This window comes from Ochrobactrum sp. BTU1 (assembly GCA_018798825.1).
Classification (GTDB): Bacteria; Pseudomonadota; Alphaproteobacteria; order Rhizobiales; family Rhizobiaceae; genus Brucella.
In genome coordinates, this window is sequence record CP076354.1 from 1,219,161 (window position 1) to 1,241,725 (window position 22,565).

Genomic DNA, 22,565 nt, shown 5'->3' on the forward strand with positions numbered 1-22,565 from the left:
GATTTAGCCAAGCTGAATGCAGGCTTCAAGTGATAAGAATGTTATCCTCAGCAGGCAACCACATTGACGGCCAGTCCGCCCTGACTGGTTTCCTTGTAGCGCTCGCTCATATCGTGACCCGTCTGACGCATGGTTTCGATACAGGCATCAAGCGGCACGAAATGCTGACCATCACCCTTCACAGCAAGCGATGCAGCCGTAACAGCCTTTACAGCGCCAAGCGCATTGCGTTCAATACAAGGCACCTGCACGAGACCGGCTACCGGATCGCAGGTCATGCCCAGATGATGCTCAAGGGCTATTTCAGCTGCATTCTCAATCTGCTCAGGCGTGCCGCCCATAACAGCCGCAAGACCGGCAGCGGCCATAGCTGATGCAGAACCGACCTCACCCTGACAACCTACTTCTGCGCCTGAGATCGAAGCATTGTGCTTGATCACGCCACCAATTGCCGCTGACGTCAGCAAAAAGTCTCGAATGCCCTTTGCATCGGCATCGTCGTGGAAATGAAGGTAATATCGCAGAACAGCAGGCACGACACCCGCCGCACCATTGGTCGGTGCGGTTACAACACGCCCACCCGAAGCATTCTCTTCGTTGACGGCCATAGCATAGACGGACAGCCAGTCATTTGCGAGCAGCGGATTGAGCTTGTTGTTGCGCCAATCGTCTTCCAGACGCTCAAATAGTTGACGTGCGCGGCGACGGACCTTCAAGCCCCCCGGCATGATACCATCACGGCTCAGGCCACGTTCGATACAACCTCGCATCGCACCCCAGATGCGATCAAGACCTTCGTCGAGATCAAGGCACGACATATGGCACTCTTCATTGGCGCGCTTCATGTCGGCAATTGAAAGCCCACTTGAACGTGCCATAGCGAGCATTTCAGCTGCATTGTTGAACGGATAAGGCACATTGGCCTTTTCCTCGCGCTTTCCACCACTGGTCTGCACGCGGCTCAATTCTTCCGCAGTCACAACAAAGCCGCCGCCAATCGAAAAATACACACGGCGGAGGAGCAATCGGTCGCTTTTGTCGTATGCCTCAAAAGCCATGCCATTCGCATGGCCGGGCAAAGGCGTCTTACGATCAAGAACCAAATCGGTCTTGGGATCAAACTGATATGCCGGATGCCCAGCGGGCTGAACCGTCCTGGCACGCGAAACCTTTTCGACTTCGCTATCCATAATATCCGGATCAATCGAATCAGGTGTGAAACCACAAAGGCCCAGAATCACAGCGCGATCCGTGGCGTGGCCGATGCCGGTATAGGCGAGTGAGCCGTGCAGGCTCGCCTTCAATCGATAAACCTTCGCATTGGCGGGCTTCGGCCAATTGCCGCTGACCAGCTCATCGAGGAACATATGGGCAGCCGTCATCGGACCCATCGTGTGCGAACTCGAAGGCCCAATACCAATTTTATACAGATCGAATACCGACAGAAACATTCTACACCTATTTCGCCCCGCAAACGGGCAGCGCAATGTCACGCGCGAACGCGCAATAATATTACACCATTAACAGATAGTGTAGGAGAGGAACAACGCCAACAGAATGCCGAAATGCGGCATTAAATTTCCGGTTTACGCAACTCCATAGCACGTCGAACCTCAATTAAGATACGAACGCACGTTCTGTCCATTTTCAATGCAAAGCCGTATCCGAAAAGCCATTCAACTTTTCGGGACCGAATGCATCCGCATCAAGCGGAAAAAAGATAAGCCATGAGAATGATTGTAGCGAGGCCAACGACTGCCCAGAGCGTCACGCCCCAGCAGGATTTTTGAACGGTTTCGTCCATGGAGATTTTTTTACAACCTTGTTGTGCAACTCTTATAAGCAGCGTCCTTCACAACGCTGTTACCGGAGATATAATCCTGACGCAGATGAAACGCAACTGTGAAAAATGGCGGAAATGCGGCGCATTTCATCAATTCGCAACAGCACGATTCAAAAACTGATTTAGTATCAGAACCTTAACAACAGCTATGCTTAACAAAAGCTTTAAAGTCACGGCAGAAATGGGGCATCAGGGTTGAGGCAGCAGCATATCTGTCTTGCCGGTCATCCAATAGGCTGTAAGCCCTACCCATTCACGCATTGCTACACTAAAGCGCGACAAGGCTTCGTTCGGCGATTCAAGATAGATTGAAAGGCCCTGCTTTGGTGGTGTCTTATAATCAACCGGCCATGCAACAACGTCAAAGCCTGCTTTGCGGAAGCACCCGATAGACCGCGGCATATGATAGGCCGACGTCACCAGAAGCCATGTTTCACCGGGCTTTGGTTCAGCGAGCGCCTTGGAAAACTCCGCATTTTCTACTGTATTGCGGGATTTGTTCTCAAAAATGAAGCGATCACCTGAAAAGCCCAGATCAGACAACATTGTGCGTGTGCTATCGGCTTCGGGCTTGGCGTCTTCAAAAAAGGCACCGTCCCCACCGGACACAATGACTTTCGCGTCGGGATAAAGCCGTGCAAGCCGCATCGTCTCAAAAATTCGATCGGCAGCGCTGTTCAATTCAAATCCGGGACGCCCTGCATTGATGTCACCATTCATATAACCGCCCAGAACCACAATGCCATCAACACGTTTCGGGAGCTCGGTCTGTTTTGCAAAGCGATCTTCCAGCGGCGCAAGCAACACGGTGCCAAGTGTTGTATAAGCGCTGATAAACAACACCAATACAGCGGCAATTAGCGTTGTAAGCCCGAGTTTTCTAAAGCCGGTCCAGATCAGCAAAAGTGCGATCAACAGAAATACGAGGATGATTGTCAGCGGCTGAAAAAACAGCCAGAAAAGCTTGGAAACACTGAAAAACAACGCGATCTCCACCGATAAGCAGCACGATATAACCCGAACCGAACGAATCCGGTCCTTTGACATAGTTCAATTCGGTGCATCGCGCTTTCCAAAAATCATTCTGATTTTCGTGCAAGTGCTACAGCCATGCAATCGCATGTGATAGGAATCGGCTCGACTCTTAGTGTCACAGCTCAGGAAATAACATGCAGAGCAATGCTGAATTGACTGTAACGCCCGCAAGCCGTCCGCGCCTGACACGCATTGATATTGCGCGCGGCGTCGCGCTTATTGCGATGGCGATCTATCATTTCGGCTGGGATCTTGAGTTCTTCGGCTACATGGCACCGGCAACGACAGCACATGGCGGATGGAAGCTCTTTGCGCGCTGCATCGCATCAAGCTTCCTGTTTCTGGTCGGTTTTAGTCTTGTTCTCGCGCATGGCAGAGCCATCCGCTGGGAAGCAATGGGAAAGCGTCTGTTGCAGATCGGAGCGGCAGCAGCAGCCATTTCCGCTGTGACATACTATATGTCACCCGATAACTTCATTTTCTTCGGCATTCTGCATCAGATCGCACTGGCAAGCGTGCTGGGTCTACTGTTCTTGCGCCTGCCACCTGTTGTTACACTGATCGTGGCAGCTTTCGTCATAACCGCACCGTTTTATGCACAGTCAGATATTTTCAACCAGATGTGGCTTGCATGGATCGGGCTTTCGACAGTCCCGCCTCGCTCCAACGATTACGTGCCGCTGTTTCCATGGTTTGGCGCCGTGCTGATTGGTATAGCGGCGGCACGTATCTTCAAGCGCTTTAACTGGCTCCCGATACTATCCGGCGGCATTAAGCCCGCCTTTCTGCAAAAGCCGCTCACCTCTATCGGTCGCCACAGTCTTGCATTCTATCTGATCCATCAGCCTGTACTGATCGCGCTTGTCTATCTGTTCTCGCAGATCATGCCGCCAGCACAGCCAGCGCCACGCCAAGCCTTTATGCAATCCTGCGTCGCATCCTGCATTCAGAATGGAAGTGAAACGCTATGCACGCAGTTCTGCGGCTGTGTTGTGAGCGAACTCGACAAGGCAAAACTGTTCGACGACGTCTTTAACGGCAAGGCTGACCAGAACAATAACAGCACGGTTCAGCAGATCGCCGAGATGTGCTCACCAGTGCCGGATAATCAGCCTTAAATCAGGTAGAAACACCAAGTTCTGCAAGACGTTCAATGCAGGCTTCTTCAACCTGATCGAGTTCGGAAAGCGTTTCGTCAATGTCGCGACGCTTCTGGCGAAGATCCGCACGCTTTTCCTCAACGCGCTTCATCAAAAGCTTGAGCTGGCCGGTTTCACCCGGCGGCTCGCGATACATCTGTACGATTTCGTGTATCTCGGCGATTGAAAAGCCAAGACGCTTTCCACGCATAATCTGCTTCAGAAGATGCCTATCAGAAGGCCTGAACAAGCGTGTGCGGCCACGCCTTACCGGCGAGATCAGCCCCTCATCCTCATAAAAACGCAATGTCCGGGTCGATATCCCGAATTCCCGCGTCAGTTCTGTGATCGTATAATATTCGCGCACCACAATATTCCAATCTTGCAATATGCAGGCGAATGTTGTGCAACCGCATTTACGTAAAAGTCAATATTAAACCGTCACAATCCCGCACATTGGCTAATACAAGCCACTACATTTAACGTATGACCTTGCCATCATAGTGCCACCCATGCGTTATGAAATGACAATAGGATCAATAACTGACGGCGATTCATGCGGCGCTCTATCAAATTTACCCTTATTGGACTGGTTATCGTTGCGCTTGCCGGGGCAACTCCCTTTGCCGTCGAACCAATCGTCCAAAAGATCGGCGAAGGCTCAATCCGTCAACTGGCAAAAGATGGCAATTTCTGCACAACTGAGAATTGCGAAGAAGGTATAAACTATGCCATTGGCTTCCTCGAAACCAATTACGGTCTCTCACCGCAGAACGTAAAATGGTGCATGGGCGTCGATGTCATCGCTCATTATGAATTGCCATTTGCGAACGGGCTGAAAAAAGCAATAACCGATCGCATGTATCAGCGCTGCGGCGACCCTAATCAGGACGAACCTGTCGGCAACTACACGGCAGAATAGAAGGCCTTTACTTAATGACGCGACTTTTGCGTATCGCTGCCTGGTCGATTCTGGTTTTAATCCTCGTGGTAACGATCAGCCCAATCCAGTTCCGTCCGATCACCGGCGAGCCTGCTGATCTGGAACGTTTTGCTGCTTTTTTTCTTGTCGGTTTTCTCTTTGCACTGGCCTACCCACGCCAATGGCTGGCAGTCCTGTTACTTACGGTCGGGTGCGCTGGCATGTTTGAGCTGCTTCAGCGGCTCGCACCCGGACGGCACGGCGAATTTGCCGATTTCCTTTTCAAAGCGGTTGGTGCCCTTGCGGGCGTTTGTATAGGCCGAGGCTTGAGCCTCTTGCCTTTCTTTGAAAGCAGATTGAAGAGGTAAAATCTCTTTCCTCTAATGGAACCAATTGGTTGTCGGTACGTTTTATCCGCATCAATTCCAATGGAGGTTTCAAATGGCCGACAATAAGACTGCTAGCGACGTTCAACAGGCTCTGGAACAGCAGATTTCTGATCTTCGTGGTGAACTGAAGCGCCTGTCGAAATCCTTGGCATCCCGCTCAAGCGATCTGAGGGATTCTGCGGAAGACGCGTTTGATGATGCATCCGGACGTTTTCGCCACGCGGCAGAGGTTGTTCGTGAGCGTGGTCAGGCTGTCGCGGAAACAGTCAAGGAAAACCCTGGCACGGCAACGACGCTTTTCGGCACCGCAGGTGTACTCGGAATTTTGATCGGCGTTGCAATTGGTTGCGTGATCTCCTCCGATCGCCGCTGATCAAAAAAATCCTCCCGACTAACCCGCGCCCTCCCAGCGCGGGTTTTTCTATGGGCTTTACCTGCTTGTACAAGACTGCTACTCGAAGCCATTGGCAATCTGCCACCGGTCGCAGCCTACCCGGTCAAAACAAGGACAAACGCTTGATATGCAAGCGTGAAGACTGCACCGTGGCTTTTAAAAAGGCACGCAAATGTCTGAAAAGACAATATATTCCGATCTCAAACAACTCGGATCGAACAGCACGATACCGCAATCTCCGGAAGAGGCCGTTCTTGAAAGGGTCGCAAACCCGCAAGCAGGAACGCCGTACTGCGTTCGCTTCACAGCACCAGAATTCACCTCTTTATGTCCTATGACCGGACAGCCGGATTTCGCTCACCTGATGATCGATTACGTTCCGGGCAAGTGGCTGGTTGAAAGCAAGTCGCTCAAGCTTTTCCTGTTCTCATTCCGCAATCATGGTGCTTTCCATGAAGACTGCACGGTCACAATCGGCAAGCGACTTGTTGAACTGTTGGACCCGGAATGGCTGCGCATTGGCGGCTATTGGTATCCGCGTGGCGGCATCCCGATTGATGTGTTTTATCAGACGGGCGAAACACCAAAGAATGTCTGGATTCCTGAACAGTCTGTACCCAATTATCGCGGTCGCGGTTGATCACAAATCTCTGTAACTATTGCCGCTAGAAGTCACGATGCTTATTATTAAATCCCGTGATTGGCATCATTTTGAAACCGGAAACGCTCCAGATGAACAAAGTTGTCCTACTGATCTCGCTGGCCGTTCTCTCCGGCTGTGGTGCCGGAAAAGCGGCAATGGATGCAGGCAAAGGCTTTGATCGATTCGCCTGCATGTCTCGTAACATGAAGGGCGAGACGCCCTGCCCGCAACCCGACAGCCCGAACCAAAATCCATAACCCGAAAAGAGGCAGTAATGGCCATTCAACCCCAAGACGTCCTCGATTTCTGGTTTTCTGCAAAGATGCGCGAAAACTGGTTCAGCAAAAGCGATGACATCGATGCGGAAATTCGCGAAAAATTTCTGGCAGCTTATGAAGATGGTCGCGCAGACAAGCTGGAAGACTGGAAACAGCAGCCGGAAAGTGCACTCGCGCTGACTATCCTGTTCGACCAATTCCCACGTAATATGTTCCGCAGCTCTCCACGCTCATTTGAAAGCGACGGTCTCGCCCGTGACGTTGCAGCGCAGGCGCTTGATCATGACTTCGACCGCAAACTTTCAGCTGAGCAGCGTCAGTTCTTCTACCTGCCATTCATGCATAGCGAGCATCTCAGCGACCAGAAACGCTGTGTCGATCTTTACGAAAAACTGGGTGATGATTTCTCGTTGGGCTTTGCCCGCCAGCATCACGATATTATCGAGCGTTTTGGTCGTTTCCCGCACCGTAACAAGGTTCTGGGTCGCGAAACGACCAGCGAGGAAGCCGAATTCCTCAAGGAACATGCTGGTTTTTAATCGCTAAAGAAGTTTGTAAGGCAAGATACCACGGCGGTCGTGATCGACCGCCAGTCTGCTTTTCAAAGGCGGGACCGCACGCTGCACACATTCAGCTCGGTCGCAGATACGGCAGGAAACACCAATCGGATCAAATGCCGAGCGTGTCGCAATATCCAGCCCATCCGCATAGACAAAATCCTGCGCGTGTGTGACTTCACATCCCAAAGCGATAGCATAACGACGCTGTGGTGCGTGAAACCCGCCCTCGCTCTTGGTTAGCTCGGTGGCAACGCAGAGATAGCGCGCACCATCCGGCGTTTCCGCAAGCTGCCGGATAATTCGCCCAGGCGTCTCGAATGCCTGATGAACATTCCACAACGGACATGCCGCGCCATAACGCGCAAATTGCAGCTTGGCGGCACTGTGCCGCTTGGTAATGTTTCCGGCACGGTCGATCCGCGCAAAGAACACCGGCACGCCGCGCTGGCCGGAGCGCTGCAAAGTGCTCAACCGATGCGCAACCTGTTCCAGACTTGCCCCAAAGCGCGAGGCGAGCAATTCAAGATCATGCCGCAGCTCTTTGGCCGCTGAAAGAAACGTCTGATAAGGTAAGACCAGCGCACCAGCGAAATAATTGCGTAAGCCGATTTTGCAAATCTCGACCGCTTCCAATGAACGAAAGTCCGCACGCTTAGCAATTGCTGTCACAAGCTCTTCCATCTCCAGTTCGGCAATCTGAAACGCTATTTGGAAATTACGGGTCGACGCTGGCGAATAGGGATTAAGATAAAGGACACGAGCAATTGGATCGAAGCGACGCAGAATAGCTTCATCGGGATCAGCGCGTGCAACGCGTACCCGATGATGACTTTCCATATATTGCGGAAGTGCGACACCAATATCGCGTGATGGTATCTTCAGCTCATCGGCCAGCTTTTCCGCCGCAATATCAAGCTCATGAACATAGTTATCGATAAAATGAAAGAAGTCGCGCACTTCTTCATAAGGTGCTGGCTCGGCGGCTGACGGCGCGCGCCCAAGCTGATTATCAAGGCTCGCAAGCTGCTCACTGTTGCGCCGATAGGCCTGATGACAAGCTATCAACGCATGAGCCAAACCCGGCGCATTTTGCGTGATGAGCTTCAGCTCTTGCAAATTCGGCTTGTAATTGTCGAACACCGGATCGGCCAGCGCCTCGGATACTGCCGATAACAGCCGATCATCATCACCAAGCGAAATCGCACCAATGTCGATCTGATAATTCTCAGCCAAAGCCAGCAGAACAGCTGCCGAAACCGGACGCTGATTGTTCTCGATCTGGTTCAGATAACTCGTTGAAACACCTAAGCGTTCAGCAAAGCCCGACTGTGTCGTCTTATGCTGCTCACGTATTTCGCGGATCTTCCTGCCGACATAGAGTTTTTTCGGTGCCATATTTGCAACTTTGCATTTCGCTATTTGCAAATTTATAAATTACACAGCCACACCTTTTCAAGCTTTCAGAATGCGGCATACTGGCTCTAATCATTGAGACAACAACCCGCAATTTCACAGCTTTCCAAAGGCATAGCGAATGCAGGAACTTCTCGAACAGCTTGAAGCCCGTCGCGCCGAAGCCCGTCTTGGCGGCGGACAAAAACGTATCGACGCGCAACACGGCAAAGGCAAGCTCACCGCCCGCGAAAGAATCGAAGTGCTTCTCGACGAAGGTTCGTTCGAAGAGTTCGATATGTATGTCACGCATCGCTGTACCGATTTCGGCATGGAAAAACAGAAAGTGGCAGGTGACGGCGTTGTGACCGGCTGGGGCACGATCAACGGTCGGCAGGTCTATGTCTTCAGTCAGGATTTCACTGTTCTTGGTGGCTCTCTGTCTGAGACGCACGCACAGAAAATCTGCAAGATCATGGATATGGCCATGCAGAATGGTGCTCCTGTGATCGGCCTCAACGATTCTGGCGGTGCACGCATTCAGGAAGGCGTCGCTTCGCTTGCAGGCTATGCCGATGTGTTCAAACGCAATGCCGATGCATCGGGTGTTATTCCGCAGATTTCTGTGATCATGGGACCATGCGCCGGTGGCGCGGTCTATTCGCCCGCTATGACCGACTTCATCTTCATGGTGCGCGATAGTTCCTACATGTTCGTGACCGGCCCTGATGTGGTCAAAACCGTCACCAATGAAATCGTTACGGCGGAAGAACTCGGCGGCGCTTCGACCCACACGAAGAAATCTTCTGTTGCCGATGGCGCCTTTGAAAACGACATCGAGGCACTGGAACAGATACGCATTCTGTTTGACTTCCTGCCGCTCAACAATCGGGAAAAGCCACCCACTCGCCCTGTCTTCGATGATCCGGCGCGTCTTGAAATGCGGCTTGATACGCTGATCCCGGATAGCGCCAACAAGCCTTACGACATGAAGGAGCTGATCCTCGCGCTTGCCGATGAAGGCGATTTCTTCGAAATTCAGGAAGCTTTCTCCAAAAACATCATCACCGGCTTCATCCGCATGGAAGGCCAGACAATCGGTGTGGTCGCCAATCAGCCGATGGTATTGGCTGGTTGTCTCGATATTGATTCATCGCGCAAGGCTGCGCGGTTCGTGCGTTTCTGCGATGCTTTCAGCATTCCGATCCTCACGCTGGTGGATGTTCCTGGCTTCCTCCCCGGCACCGCACAGGAATATGGCGGTGTCATCAAGCACGGCGCGAAACTACTCTTCGCATATTCACAAGCGACCGTCCCAATGGTCACACTTATTACCCGCAAGGCCTATGGCGGCGCATATGACGTGATGGCATCAAAACATATCGGCGCCGACATCAATTATGCATGGCCGACTGCCGAAATCGCCGTGATGGGTGCCAAGGGCGCTACCGAAATTCTTTACCGCTCAGAACTAGGCGATACGGAAAAGATCGCCGCCCGCACCAAGGAATATGAAGAGCGTTTCGCCAATCCTTTCGTTGCTGCCGAACGCGGCTTTATCGACGAAGTGATCATGCCGCATTCTTCCCGCCGCCGTATCGCCCGTGCGTTTTCTGCGCTTCGTAACAAAAGCCAGAACACGCCATGGAAGAAACACGACACTATTCCGCTCTGATAGCCACGGGTACGATACAGATGATCAAGAAAATCCTCATTGCCAATCGCGGCGAAATCGCGTGTCGGGTTATCAAAACAGCCAAGAAAATGGGCATTGCCACGGTCGCCGTCTATTCTGACGCCGACCGCAATGCGCTGCATGTTAAAATGGCCGACGAAGCCGTGCATATTGGACCAGCGCCCTCAAACCAGTCCTATATCGTCATCGATAAGATACTGGCGGCGATAAAAGAGACGGGTGCTGATTCCGTACATCCAGGCTACGGCTTCCTGTCGGAAAACCCACGTTTTGCCGAAGCACTAAAAGCCGCCAATGTCACTTTCATCGGCCCACCAGTGAATGCCATCGAGGCCATGGGTGACAAGATCACGTCCAAGAAGCTTGCGTCCGAGGCTGGTGTCTCCACCGTTCCCGGCCATATGGGGTTGATCGAGGATGCAGACGAGGCGGTAAAAATCGCAAGTACAGTCGGCTACCCGGTAATGATCAAGGCTTCCGCTGGCGGCGGCGGCAAGGGAATGCGCATTGCATGGAACGATGAAGAAGCGCGTGAAGGCTTTCAGCTTTCACGCAATGAAGCCAAAGCATCGTTTGGTGATGATCGCATTTTTATCGAAAAATTCGTCACCCAACCACGCCATATCGAAATTCAGGTGCTCGGCGACCAGCACGGCAATATCATCTATCTGGGCGAGCGCGAATGCTCCATTCAGCGCCGCAATCAGAAGGTGATTGAAGAAGCACCCTCGCCGTTTCTGGATGAAGCAACCCGCAAGGCTATGGGCGAACAAGCCGTCGCTCTTGCCAAGGCTGTCGGCTATTATTCCGCAGGCACAGTCGAGTTCATCGTCGATGGCGACCGCAATTTCTATTTCCTTGAAATGAACACGCGTTTGCAGGTCGAACATCCGGTGACGGAACTCATCACCGGCATCGATCTTGTTGAGGAAATGATCCGCGTGGCATCGGGCGAAAAGCTGCGCATCATCCAAGCCGATGTAAAGCTCAACGGCTGGGCCATCGAAAGCCGCCTTTATGCCGAAGACCCTTATCGCAGCTTCCTGCCCTCTATTGGCAGGCTGACCCGTTATCGTCCACCGGTCGAAGGTCGGCGCGATAATGGCTCTGTCATCCGCAACGACACTGGTGTCTTTGAGGGGGGCGAGATCTCGATGTATTATGACCCCATGATTGCAAAACTTTGCAGCTGGGGACCGGACCGGACCAGCGCAGTTGAAGCCATGGGCGACGCATTGGATGCATTTGAAGTGGAAGGCATCGGTCACAACCTGCCATTCCTTTCCGCCGTTATGGAGCATCCGCGTTTTCGCGCTGGCGCGCTTACCACAGCCTTCATTGCTGAGGAATATCCCGACGGCTTTGCGGGCGTTACCGTGTTGGAAGAAGACGCGCATGTGCTGGCGGCGGTTTCAGCGCAGATCAACATGGCGATTGAACAGCGCAATGGCTTAATTTCCGGCCGTATCTCTTCACAGGCTCAATCTGTTGCAACCGATTGGGTCGTCACCCTAGGCGGCTTCAATTTGCCTATCAGGATCGCTGAGGGTGAAGGCGGTACGATAATCAACTTCGCTGATGGTAACAGCCTCCCTGTCGCCAGTGACTGGCATCCGGGGAAGCAGCTCGGCTCGTTCACGGTCGGCGGCAAGTCAATTGCAGTCAAGGTTTTGCGCTCCGGCACGGGCTGGCGTTTACGCTGGCGCGGCATTGATGTGATCGCTCATGTTCGTAAGCCACGCGTTGCTGAGCTGGCAAAGCTTATGCCGGTCAAGCTTCCGCCAGATACCTCGAAGATGCTGCTCTGCCCGATGCCGGGCGTGATCACCTCAGTTCTCGTCAAAGAAGGTGATACGGTCGAGGCAGGCCAGCCACTGGCAACGGTTGAAGCCATGAAAATGGAAAATGTGCTGCGTGCGGAACGCCGCTCTACCGTCAAACGAATAACGACGGAAGCAGGTGCAAGCCTCGCCGTCGATGAACTGATCATGGAATTTGAATAAGCTTTGAGCAGGCGCATTTGCGCCTCTTGGAGGCAAAGCTTTATGGGATGGAGAATAAGCCAATGACGCAGAAAACCCGCGCGGATTGGGAGGCGTTGGCCGAGAAGGAACTGAAGCGTCCCGCTGACAGCCTCGTCTGGCACACGCCTGAAGGCATTGATGTGAAGCCGCTCTATACTGCCGACGATCTTGATCAGGTAGACCACCTCGGCACCCTGCCCGGCTTCGAGCCATTTCTGCGCGGCCCGCGTGCAACCATGTATGCGGGCCGTCCGTGGACCATCCGCCAGTATGCGGGCTTTTCCACGGCCGAAGAATCCAACAACTTTTACCGCAAGGCGCTAGCGGCTGGTCAGCAAGGCGTTTCTGTCGCTTTCGATCTTGCCACCCATCGCGGTTATGACAGCGATCATCCGCGCGTTGAAGGCGATGTCGGCAAAGCAGGCGTGGCGATAGACTCCGTCGAGGATATGAAAATCCTATTCGACGGAATCCCGCTTGAGAAAATCTCGGTATCCATGACGATGAACGGCGCAGTAATCCCGATCCTCGCCAATTTTATCGTCGCTGGTGAAGAACAGGGCGTTTCGCGCGATTTGCTGTCTGGCACCATTCAGAATGATATTCTGAAAGAGTTCATGGTTCGCAACACCTATATCTATCCGCCGGAACCATCTATGCGGATCATTGCTGACATCATCGCCTATACGGCGACCGAAATGCCGAAATTCAATTCGATTTCCATTTCCGGCTATCACATGCAGGAAGCTGGCGCGACACTGGTGCAGGAACTGGCTTTCACGCTGGCCGATGGCCGCGAATATGTGCGAGCAGCTTTGAACAAAGGTCTCAATGTCGATGAATTCGCAGGGCGCCTGTCGTTCTTCTTCGCCATCGGCATGAATTTCTTCATGGAGATCGCCAAGCTTCGTGCAGCGCGCCTGCTCTGGTCGCGCATCATGAAGGAATTCGACCCGAAGAAGCCCGGCTCACTGATGCTGCGCACCCATTGCCAGACATCAGGCGTCTCACTGCAGGAACAGGACCCGTATAACAATATCGTCCGCACAGCTTTTGAGGCCATGTCCGCCGCCCTTGGCGGAACACAATCACTTCACACCAATTCTTTTGACGAAGCCATTGCTTTGCCGACAGAATTTTCCGCCCGTATCGCCCGCAACACACAGCTCATTCTACAAAACGAAACCGGCGTTACCAAAGTCGTGGATCCACTTGCAGGGTCTTATTACATCGAAAGCCTGACGAATGAACTGGCAGAAAAAGCATGGGCTTTGATCGAAGAGGTTGAAGGTCTTGGCGGCATGACCAAAGCCGTTGAAAGCGGCCTCCCCAAGCGTCTGATCGAAGAAGCGGCAACGCGCCGACAGGCAGCCGTTGACAAGGGTGAGGAAGTCATCGTCGGCGTAAACAAGTTTCGTCTGGAACAGGAAGACAATATCGACATTCTTGAAATCGATAACACCGCCGTCCGCAATTCGCAGATAGCGCGCCTCAACCGGATCAAGGAAACCCGTAACAAGACGAAAGTTGAAGCGGCGCTTTCTGAACTTGAAAAGGTCGCGAAAACCGGCGAAGGCAATATCCTTGCTGCGGCTGTCGAAGCATCACGCGCCCGCGCAACCGTTGGAGAAATCTCCGATGCCATGCGTAGCGCCTTCGGTGATCATGCAGCTGTGCCGAAGGTCGTTAGCAAGGTTTATGGCACCGCCTACGAAAATGAGCCGGAATATCTCACCCTTGTAGAGCGTCTCGAAGAGTTCTCCAGACATAGCGGCGACAAACCCCGTCTGATGGTGGCCAAACTCGGTCAAGACGGCCATGATCGTGGTGCGAAAATCATCGCTTCCGCCTTTGGCGATATCGGCTTTGAAGTGCTGGCTGGACCTCTGTTCCAGACGCCAGATGAAGCCGCAGACATGGCAATCAAGGCCAAAGTGCATGTACTTGGAGTGTCTTCGCTCGCAGCCGGGCACAAGACACTGCTGCCGCAGCTAGTCGAAACACTTCGCAAAAAAGGTGCCGAAAATATCATCGTTGTATGTGGTGGTGTCGTCCCGCGCCAGGACTATCAATATCTGTTCGACCACGGCGTATCAGCAGTATTCGGCCCCGGCAGCAATGTACTCGATTGCGCACGTGCCGTACTCGACCTCATGGAAGGCAAGCGGCGCAATTTATAATATTATCAATAATATACGGGCACTATGAGACTCATTTTATGAGCCGTTTCAGAAGCCGGATGAATTGTCCGGCTTCTCATTGTCTAGATCCAATCAGTTCTTCGGTCCCGCGAAACCTGCAATGGCAGAACTTGTCACGGACACTGGGTCACTAGCCGGAAAAGTATCTTCCAATCCCTCATCCAGCTGTCGTTCAAGCTCGGTACGATCACCGGCGCGACGCGCACTTGGAATGGTGATCTGGCTTGCCGGTTCAATACCGCATTCAATACAGGCAACGCTTAGCGCTTCACCGAGCTTGAGTGCTGCTTTGCGGATCACAGCATCGCGTGGAAGCTCGGCACCTGTGTCGTTCTCGACCTTGACGGTAATGCGCTCTTCGCTTTCGGTTACAAATTCGACCATATAGGTCGCGAAACCGCCAAGCGAACTGACACGGGTTTCAACGATATCCATGGCTTTTACCTCCGTGTTTCACCTGCAGAAACAACGGCAAACGACCACGATAGTTCCCGAAAAGGAACCTGTGTCATGCTGAAACGCTTTCTGGCAAATTGTGGGAGGAAGCGATGTCTCAGTTTTTCACGCAAGTCAGTGAGAAAGCCGCAGAACTTGCCGGGCACTATGCTGCGTTTATTCTGGCAACACTGTTCATTGTCGTTTGGGGTATCAGCGGGCCATTTTTCGATTTTTCTGACACCTGGCAGCTGGTGATAAACACATCGACCACGATCATCACTTTTCTGATGGTGTTTCTTATCCAAAATTCGCAGGACCGCGAAGCCAGCGCCACCCAGGCAAAGCTCGATGAAATCCTAAACCTCGTTTCCAAAACACGAAGCGAGACGATTGGTGCAGAGCATCTCCCTCTCGATAAGCTCAAGTTGATCTTAAAACATCTCGAACAGGAAGGCGAAAAACGCGCAACTGCCGCCGCCGTGCAGGAAGAGAATGAATGAAACGACGCAGCCGCCTTTTCCTGAAACAACTCGTGCCTATATCCAAAATGTGGACGAATTAATCAAAAACAGAAAGGACGTCTTATGGCCATCACAAGAAAGGAAGAAGCCCGCGCCCTCAATGCTGAAGAGAAGGAGCTGGTCGAGAAATCTCATCACCCTCACCTTCAGGACGTACCAGACTCCGAGCTATCACAATTGGCAAAGCTATTGCGCGACCGTCGCAGCAAAGCGCGCGATCAGGCCCACCAGCGGCGCCGTGAGATGCGCGGAAAAACTGCCGCAAGAGGCGCTTCAGCATCTAAGGCTGATGAAGGTTCGCATTTGAAGGTGTCTGTGCTAGCAATGGCCATGCGTCGCATCAATGCAGAAGTCGACCGCCGCCGCAGCATGTCAGCCAGCAACGAACTTATAGCGAATGCGCAAAAGGCATTGGCAACAAAGAAAGCCAATGAAAAGCCGGATAAGACATTCAACACGCGTCATGCGCGCCATGGGATGCGCAACATACCGAATGAAAAGACCGATAGCTTGATACGACCTATGGAGCGTGGCCGTCTGAAAAAGGCTGCAAGTGTCGCTCAGGCTAAGCGTGATTCCCGACAGGAAGCCGCCAGCTGATCCTATTCTTATCCATGCCTCTCTCGATCAAATTTACCGAGAGAGGCAATTAAAACAATATATTGAAGTCTTTTCTTGTAAAATTACCTACAGCATTTCCAATGCCGTTTTCCGGGTTGGCGGCGCGAAAGTCCGATCCAGCAAAGTCAGCTGTTCTTCCGTTAACTTGATATCTGCAGCATTTCGATTTTCGCGAACATGACTGAGCTTCGACGTTTTTGGAATAGCAATGACATTGCCATTTCGCATGGTCCATGCAAGCGCGATTGCGGCAGGCGACACGCCAATTTCATCCGCAACTTCATGTAGAACACTGTTGCCCAAAAGCCTCCCCTGTTCGATCGGAGAATAGGCCATCCATGGCACTTCGCGAGCGGCACACCATGGCAACAAATCGAATTCTGGTCCGCGCCGGATAAGATTATACAAAATCTGATTGGTCGCGACCGCCTTGCCGCCAGCAATATTGCTCAGCTCCTGCATGTCATCCGTGTCAAAATTGCTGACACCCCATGCGCCGATTTTGCCGGCCCGCTGTAGCTCTTCAAATGCAGACAGGGTTTCTTCCAATGGATAGCGACCACGCCAATGCAACAGGTAAAGATCGATCTTTTCTGTGCCAAGCCGCTTAAGGCTGCGCTCACAGGATTCAATCGTTCCCTGAGCAGATGCATTATAGGGAAGCACTTTGCTGACGAGAAATACATCATCGCGACGGCCTCCGATCGCCTCGCCGACCACCTCTTCCGCTCCACCGTCTGCGTACATTTCTGCGGTGTCGATCAGGGTCATGCCAAGTTCTATACCGCATTGCAGCGCCTCAACTTCAAGTCGCCGCTGCCGCGCATCCTCACCCATATACCATGTGCCCTGTCCAAGTGCAGGCACATGGGTGCCCGACGCCAGTTTCACTTGTGGAATTTGTCCGGTCATGGTTCGCCTCTTGATGCTTCAGTAAGCGCATAAAATCGCGACTACGAAAAACATAGGCTAGATCAGGCGAACTGCAAGCCAAAGCCTTGCATCAGGCGGCGGATGGCATAATCCGGCTTCTGCGATGTAAACACCGCCAGATCATCGTGATGATGCAATTCCTCATCAATCTGTCTTGGCTGCAATAGCGATACAGTACGGCGCGCAATGGCTTCTGCCGGATCAAGCCAATCCACCGGCCATGGCGCCAGCCTGCGGAAAACATTTGCGAGGAATGGGTAATGCGTGCAGGCCAACACGACGATATCCGTACGTTCACCATCTTTTTCGACAAAACATGGCGCGATCTGCTCAACGATCAGCGCCTCATCGATCTTTTCACCGCGAATATGGGCTTCCGCAACGCCTGCAAGCCTGTCCGCTCCCACCAGGCGCACATGGCATTGGGTGGCGAATGACTGGATAAGGTCGCGTGTATAGGCGCGCTTGACCGTACCCGGCGTTGCCAGAACCGAAACAAGCCCCGACGATGTACGTTCAGCGGCAGGCTTGATCGCAGGCACCGTACCAACAAATGGCACAGCAGGATAAGCGCGGCGCAAATCATCCAGCACCAGTGTCGAGGCCGTATTGCACGCAATAACCGCGATTTCGGGATCATACTCGGCTATGAACTTGCCAAAGAGCTCGACAATTCGCGCGCGCAGTGCTTCCTCTTCCCAATCGCCGTAAGGGAAACCGGCATCGTCGGCGATATAGACAAATCGCCGGTCCGGCATCATCACCCGCAACTCGCGCAGAACCGTCAACCCGCCAATACCGCTATCGAAGACCAAAATAGGCCTTTCATCTGTCACCAGCTTTTTGGCAGAAACGTCTGCTGCGGGTGCGTGTTTCATTCAGCCTTGTCCTCTGTTGCAGGCTTGCGGGCCCGGCTTTCCGGTGCGCCTGAGCCGCGCGGCTTTTTGGGTGTGAAAACATCAAGAGAAGTGATGACGCCACGCAGAAGCTTGAGCTCTGCGGATGCAAAACCCGCGCGCGTCAGCACCGAGCGCAGATTGTTGACCATGATTTCTTTCTTCGCCTCGGGGCGGAAATAACCCCGAATATCAAGCGCTTCTTCCAGATGGTTGAAAAGACTCTGCAATTCCAGCTTGGGCGCTGCTTCCATTTCCGGACCACGGAAAACCGTATCAGTATCGCTCTCAAGGCCCGACTTCATCCACTCATAAGACATAAGCAGTACAGCCTGCGCGATGTTGAGCGATGCAAAGGCCGGATTAACCGGGAATGTCACCAGTTCATCTGCGAGACCAACTTCCTCATTGCTCAGCCCAAAACGCTCACGCCCAAACATGATGCCAGTCTTTTCACCAGCCTTGAAACGGCGGCGCAATTCGCCATTTGCTTCGACAGGGCTGCGCACCTGTTTGAAACCATCGCGCTCACGTGCTGTGGTGGCATAAACGAAATTGAGATCGGCAATTGCTGATGGCAGGTCGTCATAAACAACGGCATTGTCGATGATGTGATCGGCCTTGCTTGCCGCTGCGCGTGCCTTTTCACTCGGAAATTCTTCGCGCGGCTCAACCAGACGCAATTCGGCAAGACCAAAATTCGCCATAGCGCGCGCCACCATGCCGATATTCTCCGGCAATTGGGGATTAACCAGAATGATCGCCGGTCCTTCGGTGATCAAAGGGCGCTGTTTGTCTGTTCCTGCCATGGTAATTTCCGTCACTACTTTATAAACACGGCGCTTCCCTGACATAATTGACGAAAAATCGCAAAGATTCCCCTTACATTCCATATCGAAAATCGCGTGTAGTAGCGGAATAACACCAGTCTTCTTCCCATCCATGTCAGACTGCCGACACCGACATTGACGTTTACAGGGAGGAAAATCATGTCCGGCAAAAAGATTCTCATGATTTGCGGCGACTTCTGCGAAGATTACGAAACCATGGTTCCGTTTCAGACGCTGCTCGCCGTAGGCCACAAAGTCCATGCCGTCTGCCCCGGGAAAAAGGCAGGCGATGCCATTGCCACCGCTATCCACGACTTTGAAGGCCATCAAACCTACACTGAAAAGCCAGGCCATAATTTCACGCTCAACGCTACTTTTGCCGACGTCAAAGCAGAAAGCTATGACGCACTCGTCATTCCCGGTGGTCGCGGCCCTGAGTATCTGCGCCTTGATGAAAAGGTCATCGCCATCGTCAAACACTTCTTTGAAGCTGGCAAACCTGTTGCAGCCGTCTGCCATGGCGCACAGTTGCTCGCGGCTGCACGCGTTCTGGAAGGTCGCACCTGCTCGGCATATCCCGCCTGCCGCCCTGAGGTAGAGCTGGCTGGCGGCACTTATGCTGATATTCCGGTGGATCAGGCTGTCACTGATGGCAATCTGGTAACAGCGCCCGCATGGCCGGCCCATCCGGCATGGCTGTCACAATTTTTCGCCGTTCTCGGTACCAAAATCATACACGCCTGATTGTAAGCTGCCTGCAATGCTAAGCTGGTTGCAGGCAGCTCCAAACTGCGCGACATTGGGACGGGAGATATTTCGGGAGGAACATATGTGCAGATTGTTCATCGGGGCAGAACCGCAACTCTGGCAAAGCGTCACACGCTCGCTGCGCATTGATGGCGTCGTAACCAGTGTGCGGCTCGAAAATTTCTTCTGGTGGACGCTGGAAGATATAGCCATGCGTGACGATCTGACCGTCAATCGCCTTCTCGGTCGCCTCTATGAGGAATCCCGCACGGAAGGCCACGACCTTGATAATTTCGCATCGTTTCTGCGCGTTTGCTGCGGGCGCTATCTGGCACTACAACTCAATGGTTTCCTACCAACAGACAAATCAACTGCGATCTCGACACTGGATGCAGATGCCATATTGCTGCGTGAGCAGGAAACTTATCGTGATCAGCGCTCAGAATGGCGAAAATCCACCCATCACGCCGCCTGAAAATGTGCCTATAGGCCAAAGAATAAGCCTCTTACGCTTTGCCTTCGCGTTTACCGATGCTATACGAGCGCGACGCATTAAATGAGAGGCATTATCAATGGCAAAAATCAAGGTTGCAAACCCGGTCGTTGAACTCGACGGCGATGAGATGACCCGCATCATCTGGCAGTTCATCAAGGACAAGCTGATCCACCCATACCTCGACATCGATCTGAAATATTACGATCTGTCGGTCGAGCACCGTGATGCTACCAATGACCAGGTTACCATTGATGCTGCAAACGCCATCAAGGAACACGGCGTTGGCGTCAAGTGCGCAACCATCACGCCGGATGAAGCCCGCGTTGAAGAATTCAAGCTCAAGAAGATGTGGAAGTCGCCTAACGGCACCATCCGTAACATCCTCGGCGGCGTTATCTTCCGCGAACCAATCATCTGCAAGAACGTTCCTCGCCTGGTTCCAGGCTGGACCCAGCCAATCATCGTTGGCCGCCACGCTTTTGGTGACCAGTACCGCGCGACCGATTTCAAGTTCCCTGGCAAGGGCACGCTGTCGATCAAGTTCGTCGGTGAAGACGGCGAAACCATCGAGCACGAAGTCTATCAGGCTCCGGCTGCTGGCGTGGCAATGGCCATGTACAATCTCGACGAATCGATCCGCGAATTTGCACGCGCTTCGCTGAACTACGGCCTGCAGCGCAACTATCCGGTCTATCTCTCGACCAAGAACACCATTCTGAAGGCCTATGACGGCCGCTTCAAGGACATCTTCGAAGAAGTCTATCAGGCTGAATTCGCTGAGAAGTTCAAGGAAGCAAAGATCTGGTACGAACATCGCCTGATCGACGATATGGTTGCTTCGGCCCTCAAGTGGTCTGGCGGTTATGTCTGGGCTTGTAAGAACTACGACGGCGACGTTCAGTCCGACATCGTGGCACAGGGCTTCGGCTCGCTTGGTCTGATGACCTCGGTTCTGATGACGCCAGATGGCAAGACCGTTGAAGCGGAAGCTGCACACGGCACCGTGACTCGTCACTATCGCCAGCATCAGAAGGGCGAAGAAACTTCGACCAACTCGATTGCTTCGATCTTCGCATGGACCCGCGGCCTCGCACATCGTGCAAAGCTCGACAACAATGCTGAGCTGAAGCGTTTTGCTGACACGTTGGAAAAGGTCTGCGTCGATACAGTCGAAAGCGGCTACATGACCAAGGATCTGGCGCTGCTCATCGGTCCAGATCAGCCTTGGCTCTCGACCACTGGCTTCCTCGACAAGATCGACGAAAACCTTCAGAAGGCAATGGCTGCTTAAACGCAAGCAAAGTCACATAAAGACGGCGGGATTTTCCCGCCGTTTTTTGTTTGCACCGCACTATTTATCGCTCGTAAGCGCAAATGCTCCCCGATAGTCTGTTGATTCAGAAACAGGGAGAACTGGTATGTCGACAATTCGGGCGTTAACACCGCAAGATCGGACTGCGTGGGAGCCATTATGGAAAGCCTATCAGGTCTTTTACGAAGTCGACATTCCCGCAGAGACAACCGACATTACATGGGGGCGCTTTCACGATGCGTCTGAGCCGATGCACGCACTGGGCGCGTTTGATGACGACGGACGCCTCGTTGGCATAGTCCATGTGATCTTTCACCGCTCCTGCTGGTTGCCAAAATGGACCTGCTATCTCCAGGATCTCTATGTCGAAAACTCCCAGCGTGGAAAAGGCACAGGTGCCGCACTGATTGAGGCTGTGGCCGATCTTGCTCGTGAAGAAGGTGCTGGCCGCCTCTATTGGCTTACGCATGAAAGCAATGCGAAAGCGCGTCGTCTTTATGACAGCATCGCGCAAGAGTCTGGTTTCATTCAATATCGCAAGGCGCTCTAAAAAAACCGGTTTCCCGTTTCTTTTTGCTGCAAGAAAGAGCATCCTTGCTCAGAGCTTGCAGGGAGGATCAGCAATGGGCGATTTGAAGCTTTACACCAATCCCATGTCACGCGGGCGCATTGCGCGCTGGATGCTCGAAGAGATCGGGCAACCCTATGATGTTGAAATACTGGATTACGGCCCACCCATGAAAGGGCCAGACTATTGCGCCATCAATCCGATGGGCAAAGTGCCTGCCCTTCGTCATGGCAACGACATCGTCACGGAAGTGGCAGCCATCTGTGCCTAGCTTGCGACCACCTTCCCTGAATCTGGTCTTGCCCCACATCCGGACGAGCGCGCCGATTTTTATCGCTGGCTTTTCTTCACATCTGGCCCGGTCGAAGCCGCTCTGTCCAACCACGCGCTGGGTTATGAAGTGCCAGCCGACAAGCAGGGTATGGTCGGCTATGGCAATTACGATACGGTTGTTAGTACGCTTGAAAATGCAGTGTCACGCCATCCCTACATCACCGGATCACGCTTTAATGCAGCTGACGTCTATGTCGGCTCACATATCGGATGGGGTTTGCGCTTCGGCACCTTGCCAGCAAAGCCTGCCTTTAAGGCTTATTGGGATCGTTTGAAAGATCGCCCTGCGATGAAACGTGCCAATGAACTGGATGATGCCGCCGCAGCCGCAGCGGCTTCAAAACATTAGTTAAA

At 52.9% G+C, this 22,565-nt stretch carries 24 protein-coding genes and 1 pseudogene; 17 read left to right on the plus strand and 8 right to left on the minus strand.

The genetic code is table 11. The annotated features are described in order from the left end of the window. Nucleotides 1-47 precede the first annotated feature (47 nt). Nucleotides 48-1,451: an L-serine ammonia-lyase gene (locus KMS41_05870; GenBank protein QWK76663.1), complete on the minus strand. Its 1,404-nt coding sequence runs from the start codon at nucleotides 1,449-1,451 to the stop codon at nucleotides 48-50. Nucleotides 1,452-2,032: 581 nt separating this feature from the next. Next, nucleotides 2,033-2,827, minus strand: coding sequence for a YdcF family protein (locus KMS41_05875; GenBank protein QWK76664.1), 795 nt, complete (start codon nucleotides 2,825-2,827; stop codon nucleotides 2,033-2,035). Nucleotides 2,828-3,012: 185 nt separating this feature from the next. Between KMS41_05875 and KMS41_05880 the strand changes: the two genes are divergently transcribed. Next, nucleotides 3,013-3,996: a DUF1624 domain-containing protein gene (locus KMS41_05880; protein QWK76665.1), complete on the plus strand. Its 984-nt coding sequence runs from the start codon at nucleotides 3,013-3,015 to the stop codon at nucleotides 3,994-3,996. Between the two features lies 1 nt (nucleotide 3,997). On the opposite strand, the gene KMS41_05885 is transcribed toward KMS41_05880, so the two are convergent. Continuing rightward, the gene (locus KMS41_05885) at nucleotides 3,998-4,384 is read right to left on the minus strand and encodes a MerR family DNA-binding transcriptional regulator (protein QWK76666.1); all 387 of its coding nucleotides are present in this window, start codon (nucleotides 4,382-4,384) and stop codon (nucleotides 3,998-4,000) included. 189 nt (nucleotides 4,385-4,573) lie between these two features. On the opposite strand from KMS41_05885, the gene KMS41_05890 reads away from it, so the two are divergent. From KMS41_05890 to KMS41_05915, 6 genes are all read left to right on the plus strand, one after another. Beyond that, entirely contained in the window at nucleotides 4,574-4,939 is a 366-nt protein-coding gene (locus KMS41_05890) for a hypothetical protein (protein ID QWK76667.1), read from the plus strand. A gap of 14 nt (nucleotides 4,940-4,953) precedes the next feature. Then, nucleotides 4,954-5,307 (plus strand): VanZ family protein, encoded by a 354-nt coding sequence (locus KMS41_05895; protein QWK76668.1) that lies wholly within the window; start codon nucleotides 4,954-4,956, stop codon nucleotides 5,305-5,307. Nucleotides 5,308-5,380: 73 nt separating this feature from the next. Further along, on the plus strand, nucleotides 5,381-5,701 hold the full coding sequence (locus KMS41_05900; GenBank protein QWK76669.1) for a hypothetical protein: 321 nt from the start codon (nucleotides 5,381-5,383) through the stop codon (nucleotides 5,699-5,701). A 193-nt stretch (nucleotides 5,702-5,894) separates the two neighbouring features. After that, nucleotides 5,895-6,362, plus strand: coding sequence for a preQ(1) synthase (gene queF / locus KMS41_05905; GenBank protein QWK76670.1), 468 nt, complete (start codon nucleotides 5,895-5,897; stop codon nucleotides 6,360-6,362). 92 nt (nucleotides 6,363-6,454) lie between these two features. Beyond that, nucleotides 6,455-6,622 carry a hypothetical protein gene (locus KMS41_05910; protein QWK76671.1) on the plus strand — a complete coding sequence of 56 codons (168 nt, stop codon included), beginning with the start codon at nucleotides 6,455-6,457 and terminating at the stop codon, nucleotides 6,620-6,622. 17 nt (nucleotides 6,623-6,639) lie between these two features. Then, nucleotides 6,640-7,182: a DUF924 family protein gene (locus KMS41_05915; GenBank protein ID QWK76672.1), complete on the plus strand. Its 543-nt coding sequence runs from the start codon at nucleotides 6,640-6,642 to the stop codon at nucleotides 7,180-7,182. Between the two features lie 3 nt (nucleotides 7,183-7,185). Here the strand turns inward: KMS41_05915 and KMS41_05920 are convergent, their stop codons facing one another. Further along, nucleotides 7,186-8,598 (minus strand): XRE family transcriptional regulator, encoded by a 1,413-nt coding sequence (locus tag KMS41_05920; protein QWK76673.1) that lies wholly within the window; start codon nucleotides 8,596-8,598, stop codon nucleotides 7,186-7,188. Nucleotides 8,599-8,737: 139 nt separating this feature from the next. Between KMS41_05920 and KMS41_05925 the strand changes: the two genes are divergently transcribed. The 3 genes from KMS41_05925 to scpA all read left to right on the plus strand — a co-directional run bounded on the left by KMS41_05925 (nucleotide 8,738) and on the right by scpA (nucleotide 14,495). Next, the gene (locus KMS41_05925; protein ID QWK76674.1) at nucleotides 8,738-10,270 is read left to right on the plus strand and encodes an acyl-CoA carboxylase subunit beta; all 1,533 of its coding nucleotides are present in this window, start codon (nucleotides 8,738-8,740) and stop codon (nucleotides 10,268-10,270) included. Between the two features lie 20 nt (nucleotides 10,271-10,290). Further along, nucleotides 10,291-12,294 (plus strand): acetyl/propionyl/methylcrotonyl-CoA carboxylase subunit alpha, encoded by a 2,004-nt coding sequence (locus KMS41_05930; protein QWK78790.1) that lies wholly within the window; start codon nucleotides 10,291-10,293, stop codon nucleotides 12,292-12,294. Between the two features lie 62 nt (nucleotides 12,295-12,356). Beyond that, the gene (gene scpA, locus KMS41_05935) at nucleotides 12,357-14,495 is read left to right on the plus strand and encodes a methylmalonyl-CoA mutase (GenBank protein QWK76675.1); all 2,139 of its coding nucleotides are present in this window, start codon (nucleotides 12,357-12,359) and stop codon (nucleotides 14,493-14,495) included. Nucleotides 14,496-14,588: 93 nt separating this feature from the next. On the opposite strand, the gene KMS41_05940 is transcribed toward scpA, so the two are convergent. Continuing rightward, complete coding sequence (locus KMS41_05940) at nucleotides 14,589-14,951, minus strand: hypothetical protein (GenBank protein ID QWK76676.1); 363 nt, start codon at nucleotides 14,949-14,951, stop codon at nucleotides 14,589-14,591. 113 nt (nucleotides 14,952-15,064) lie between these two features. Between KMS41_05940 and KMS41_05945 the strand changes: the two genes are divergently transcribed. Continuing rightward, nucleotides 15,065-15,454 carry a low affinity iron permease family protein gene (locus tag KMS41_05945; GenBank protein QWK76677.1) on the plus strand — a complete coding sequence of 130 codons (390 nt, stop codon included), beginning with the start codon at nucleotides 15,065-15,067 and terminating at the stop codon, nucleotides 15,452-15,454. Between the two features lie 84 nt (nucleotides 15,455-15,538). Continuing rightward, nucleotides 15,539-16,075 carry a hypothetical protein gene (locus KMS41_05950; protein ID QWK76678.1) on the plus strand — a complete coding sequence of 179 codons (537 nt, stop codon included), beginning with the start codon at nucleotides 15,539-15,541 and terminating at the stop codon, nucleotides 16,073-16,075. An 87-nt stretch (nucleotides 16,076-16,162) separates the two neighbouring features. Here KMS41_05950 and KMS41_05955 read toward each other — a convergent pair whose 3' ends face one another. From KMS41_05955 to KMS41_05965, 3 genes are all read right to left on the minus strand, one after another. Beyond that, nucleotides 16,163-17,008 (minus strand): aldo/keto reductase, encoded by an 846-nt coding sequence (locus KMS41_05955; GenBank protein ID QWK76679.1) that lies wholly within the window; start codon nucleotides 17,006-17,008, stop codon nucleotides 16,163-16,165. 62 nt (nucleotides 17,009-17,070) lie between these two features. Next, nucleotides 17,071-17,907: a glutamate racemase gene (gene murI / locus KMS41_05960; protein ID QWK76680.1), complete on the minus strand. Its 837-nt coding sequence runs from the start codon at nucleotides 17,905-17,907 to the stop codon at nucleotides 17,071-17,073. Beyond that, nucleotides 17,904-18,734: an RNA methyltransferase gene (locus KMS41_05965; GenBank protein QWK76681.1), complete on the minus strand. Its 831-nt coding sequence runs from the start codon at nucleotides 18,732-18,734 to the stop codon at nucleotides 17,904-17,906. The genes murI and KMS41_05965 overlap by 4 nt, the downstream gene beginning before the upstream one ends. 180 nt (nucleotides 18,735-18,914) lie before the next feature. On the opposite strand from KMS41_05965, the gene KMS41_05970 reads away from it, so the two are divergent. From KMS41_05970 to KMS41_05990, 5 genes and pseudogenes are all read left to right on the plus strand, one after another. Beyond that, complete coding sequence (locus KMS41_05970) at nucleotides 18,915-19,499, plus strand: DJ-1/PfpI family protein (GenBank protein QWK76682.1); 585 nt, start codon at nucleotides 18,915-18,917, stop codon at nucleotides 19,497-19,499. 85 nt (nucleotides 19,500-19,584) lie between these two features. After that, a complete protein-coding gene (locus KMS41_05975) occupies nucleotides 19,585-19,977 on the plus strand; it encodes a ribbon-helix-helix domain-containing protein (protein ID QWK76683.1) in 393 nt (130 codons plus the stop codon). 97 nt (nucleotides 19,978-20,074) lie between these two features. Continuing rightward, nucleotides 20,075-21,289, plus strand: a complete 1,215-nt coding sequence (locus KMS41_05980) for an NADP-dependent isocitrate dehydrogenase (GenBank protein ID QWK76684.1) — start codon at nucleotides 20,075-20,077, stop codon at nucleotides 21,287-21,289. 127 nt (nucleotides 21,290-21,416) lie between these two features. Next, complete coding sequence (locus tag KMS41_05985) at nucleotides 21,417-21,860, plus strand: GNAT family N-acetyltransferase (protein ID QWK76685.1); 444 nt, start codon at nucleotides 21,417-21,419, stop codon at nucleotides 21,858-21,860. 73 nt (nucleotides 21,861-21,933) lie between these two features. Beyond that, nucleotides 21,934-22,560 (plus strand): annotated as a pseudogene (locus tag KMS41_05990) (glutathione S-transferase family protein). Nucleotides 22,561-22,565: the final 5 nt, after the last annotated feature.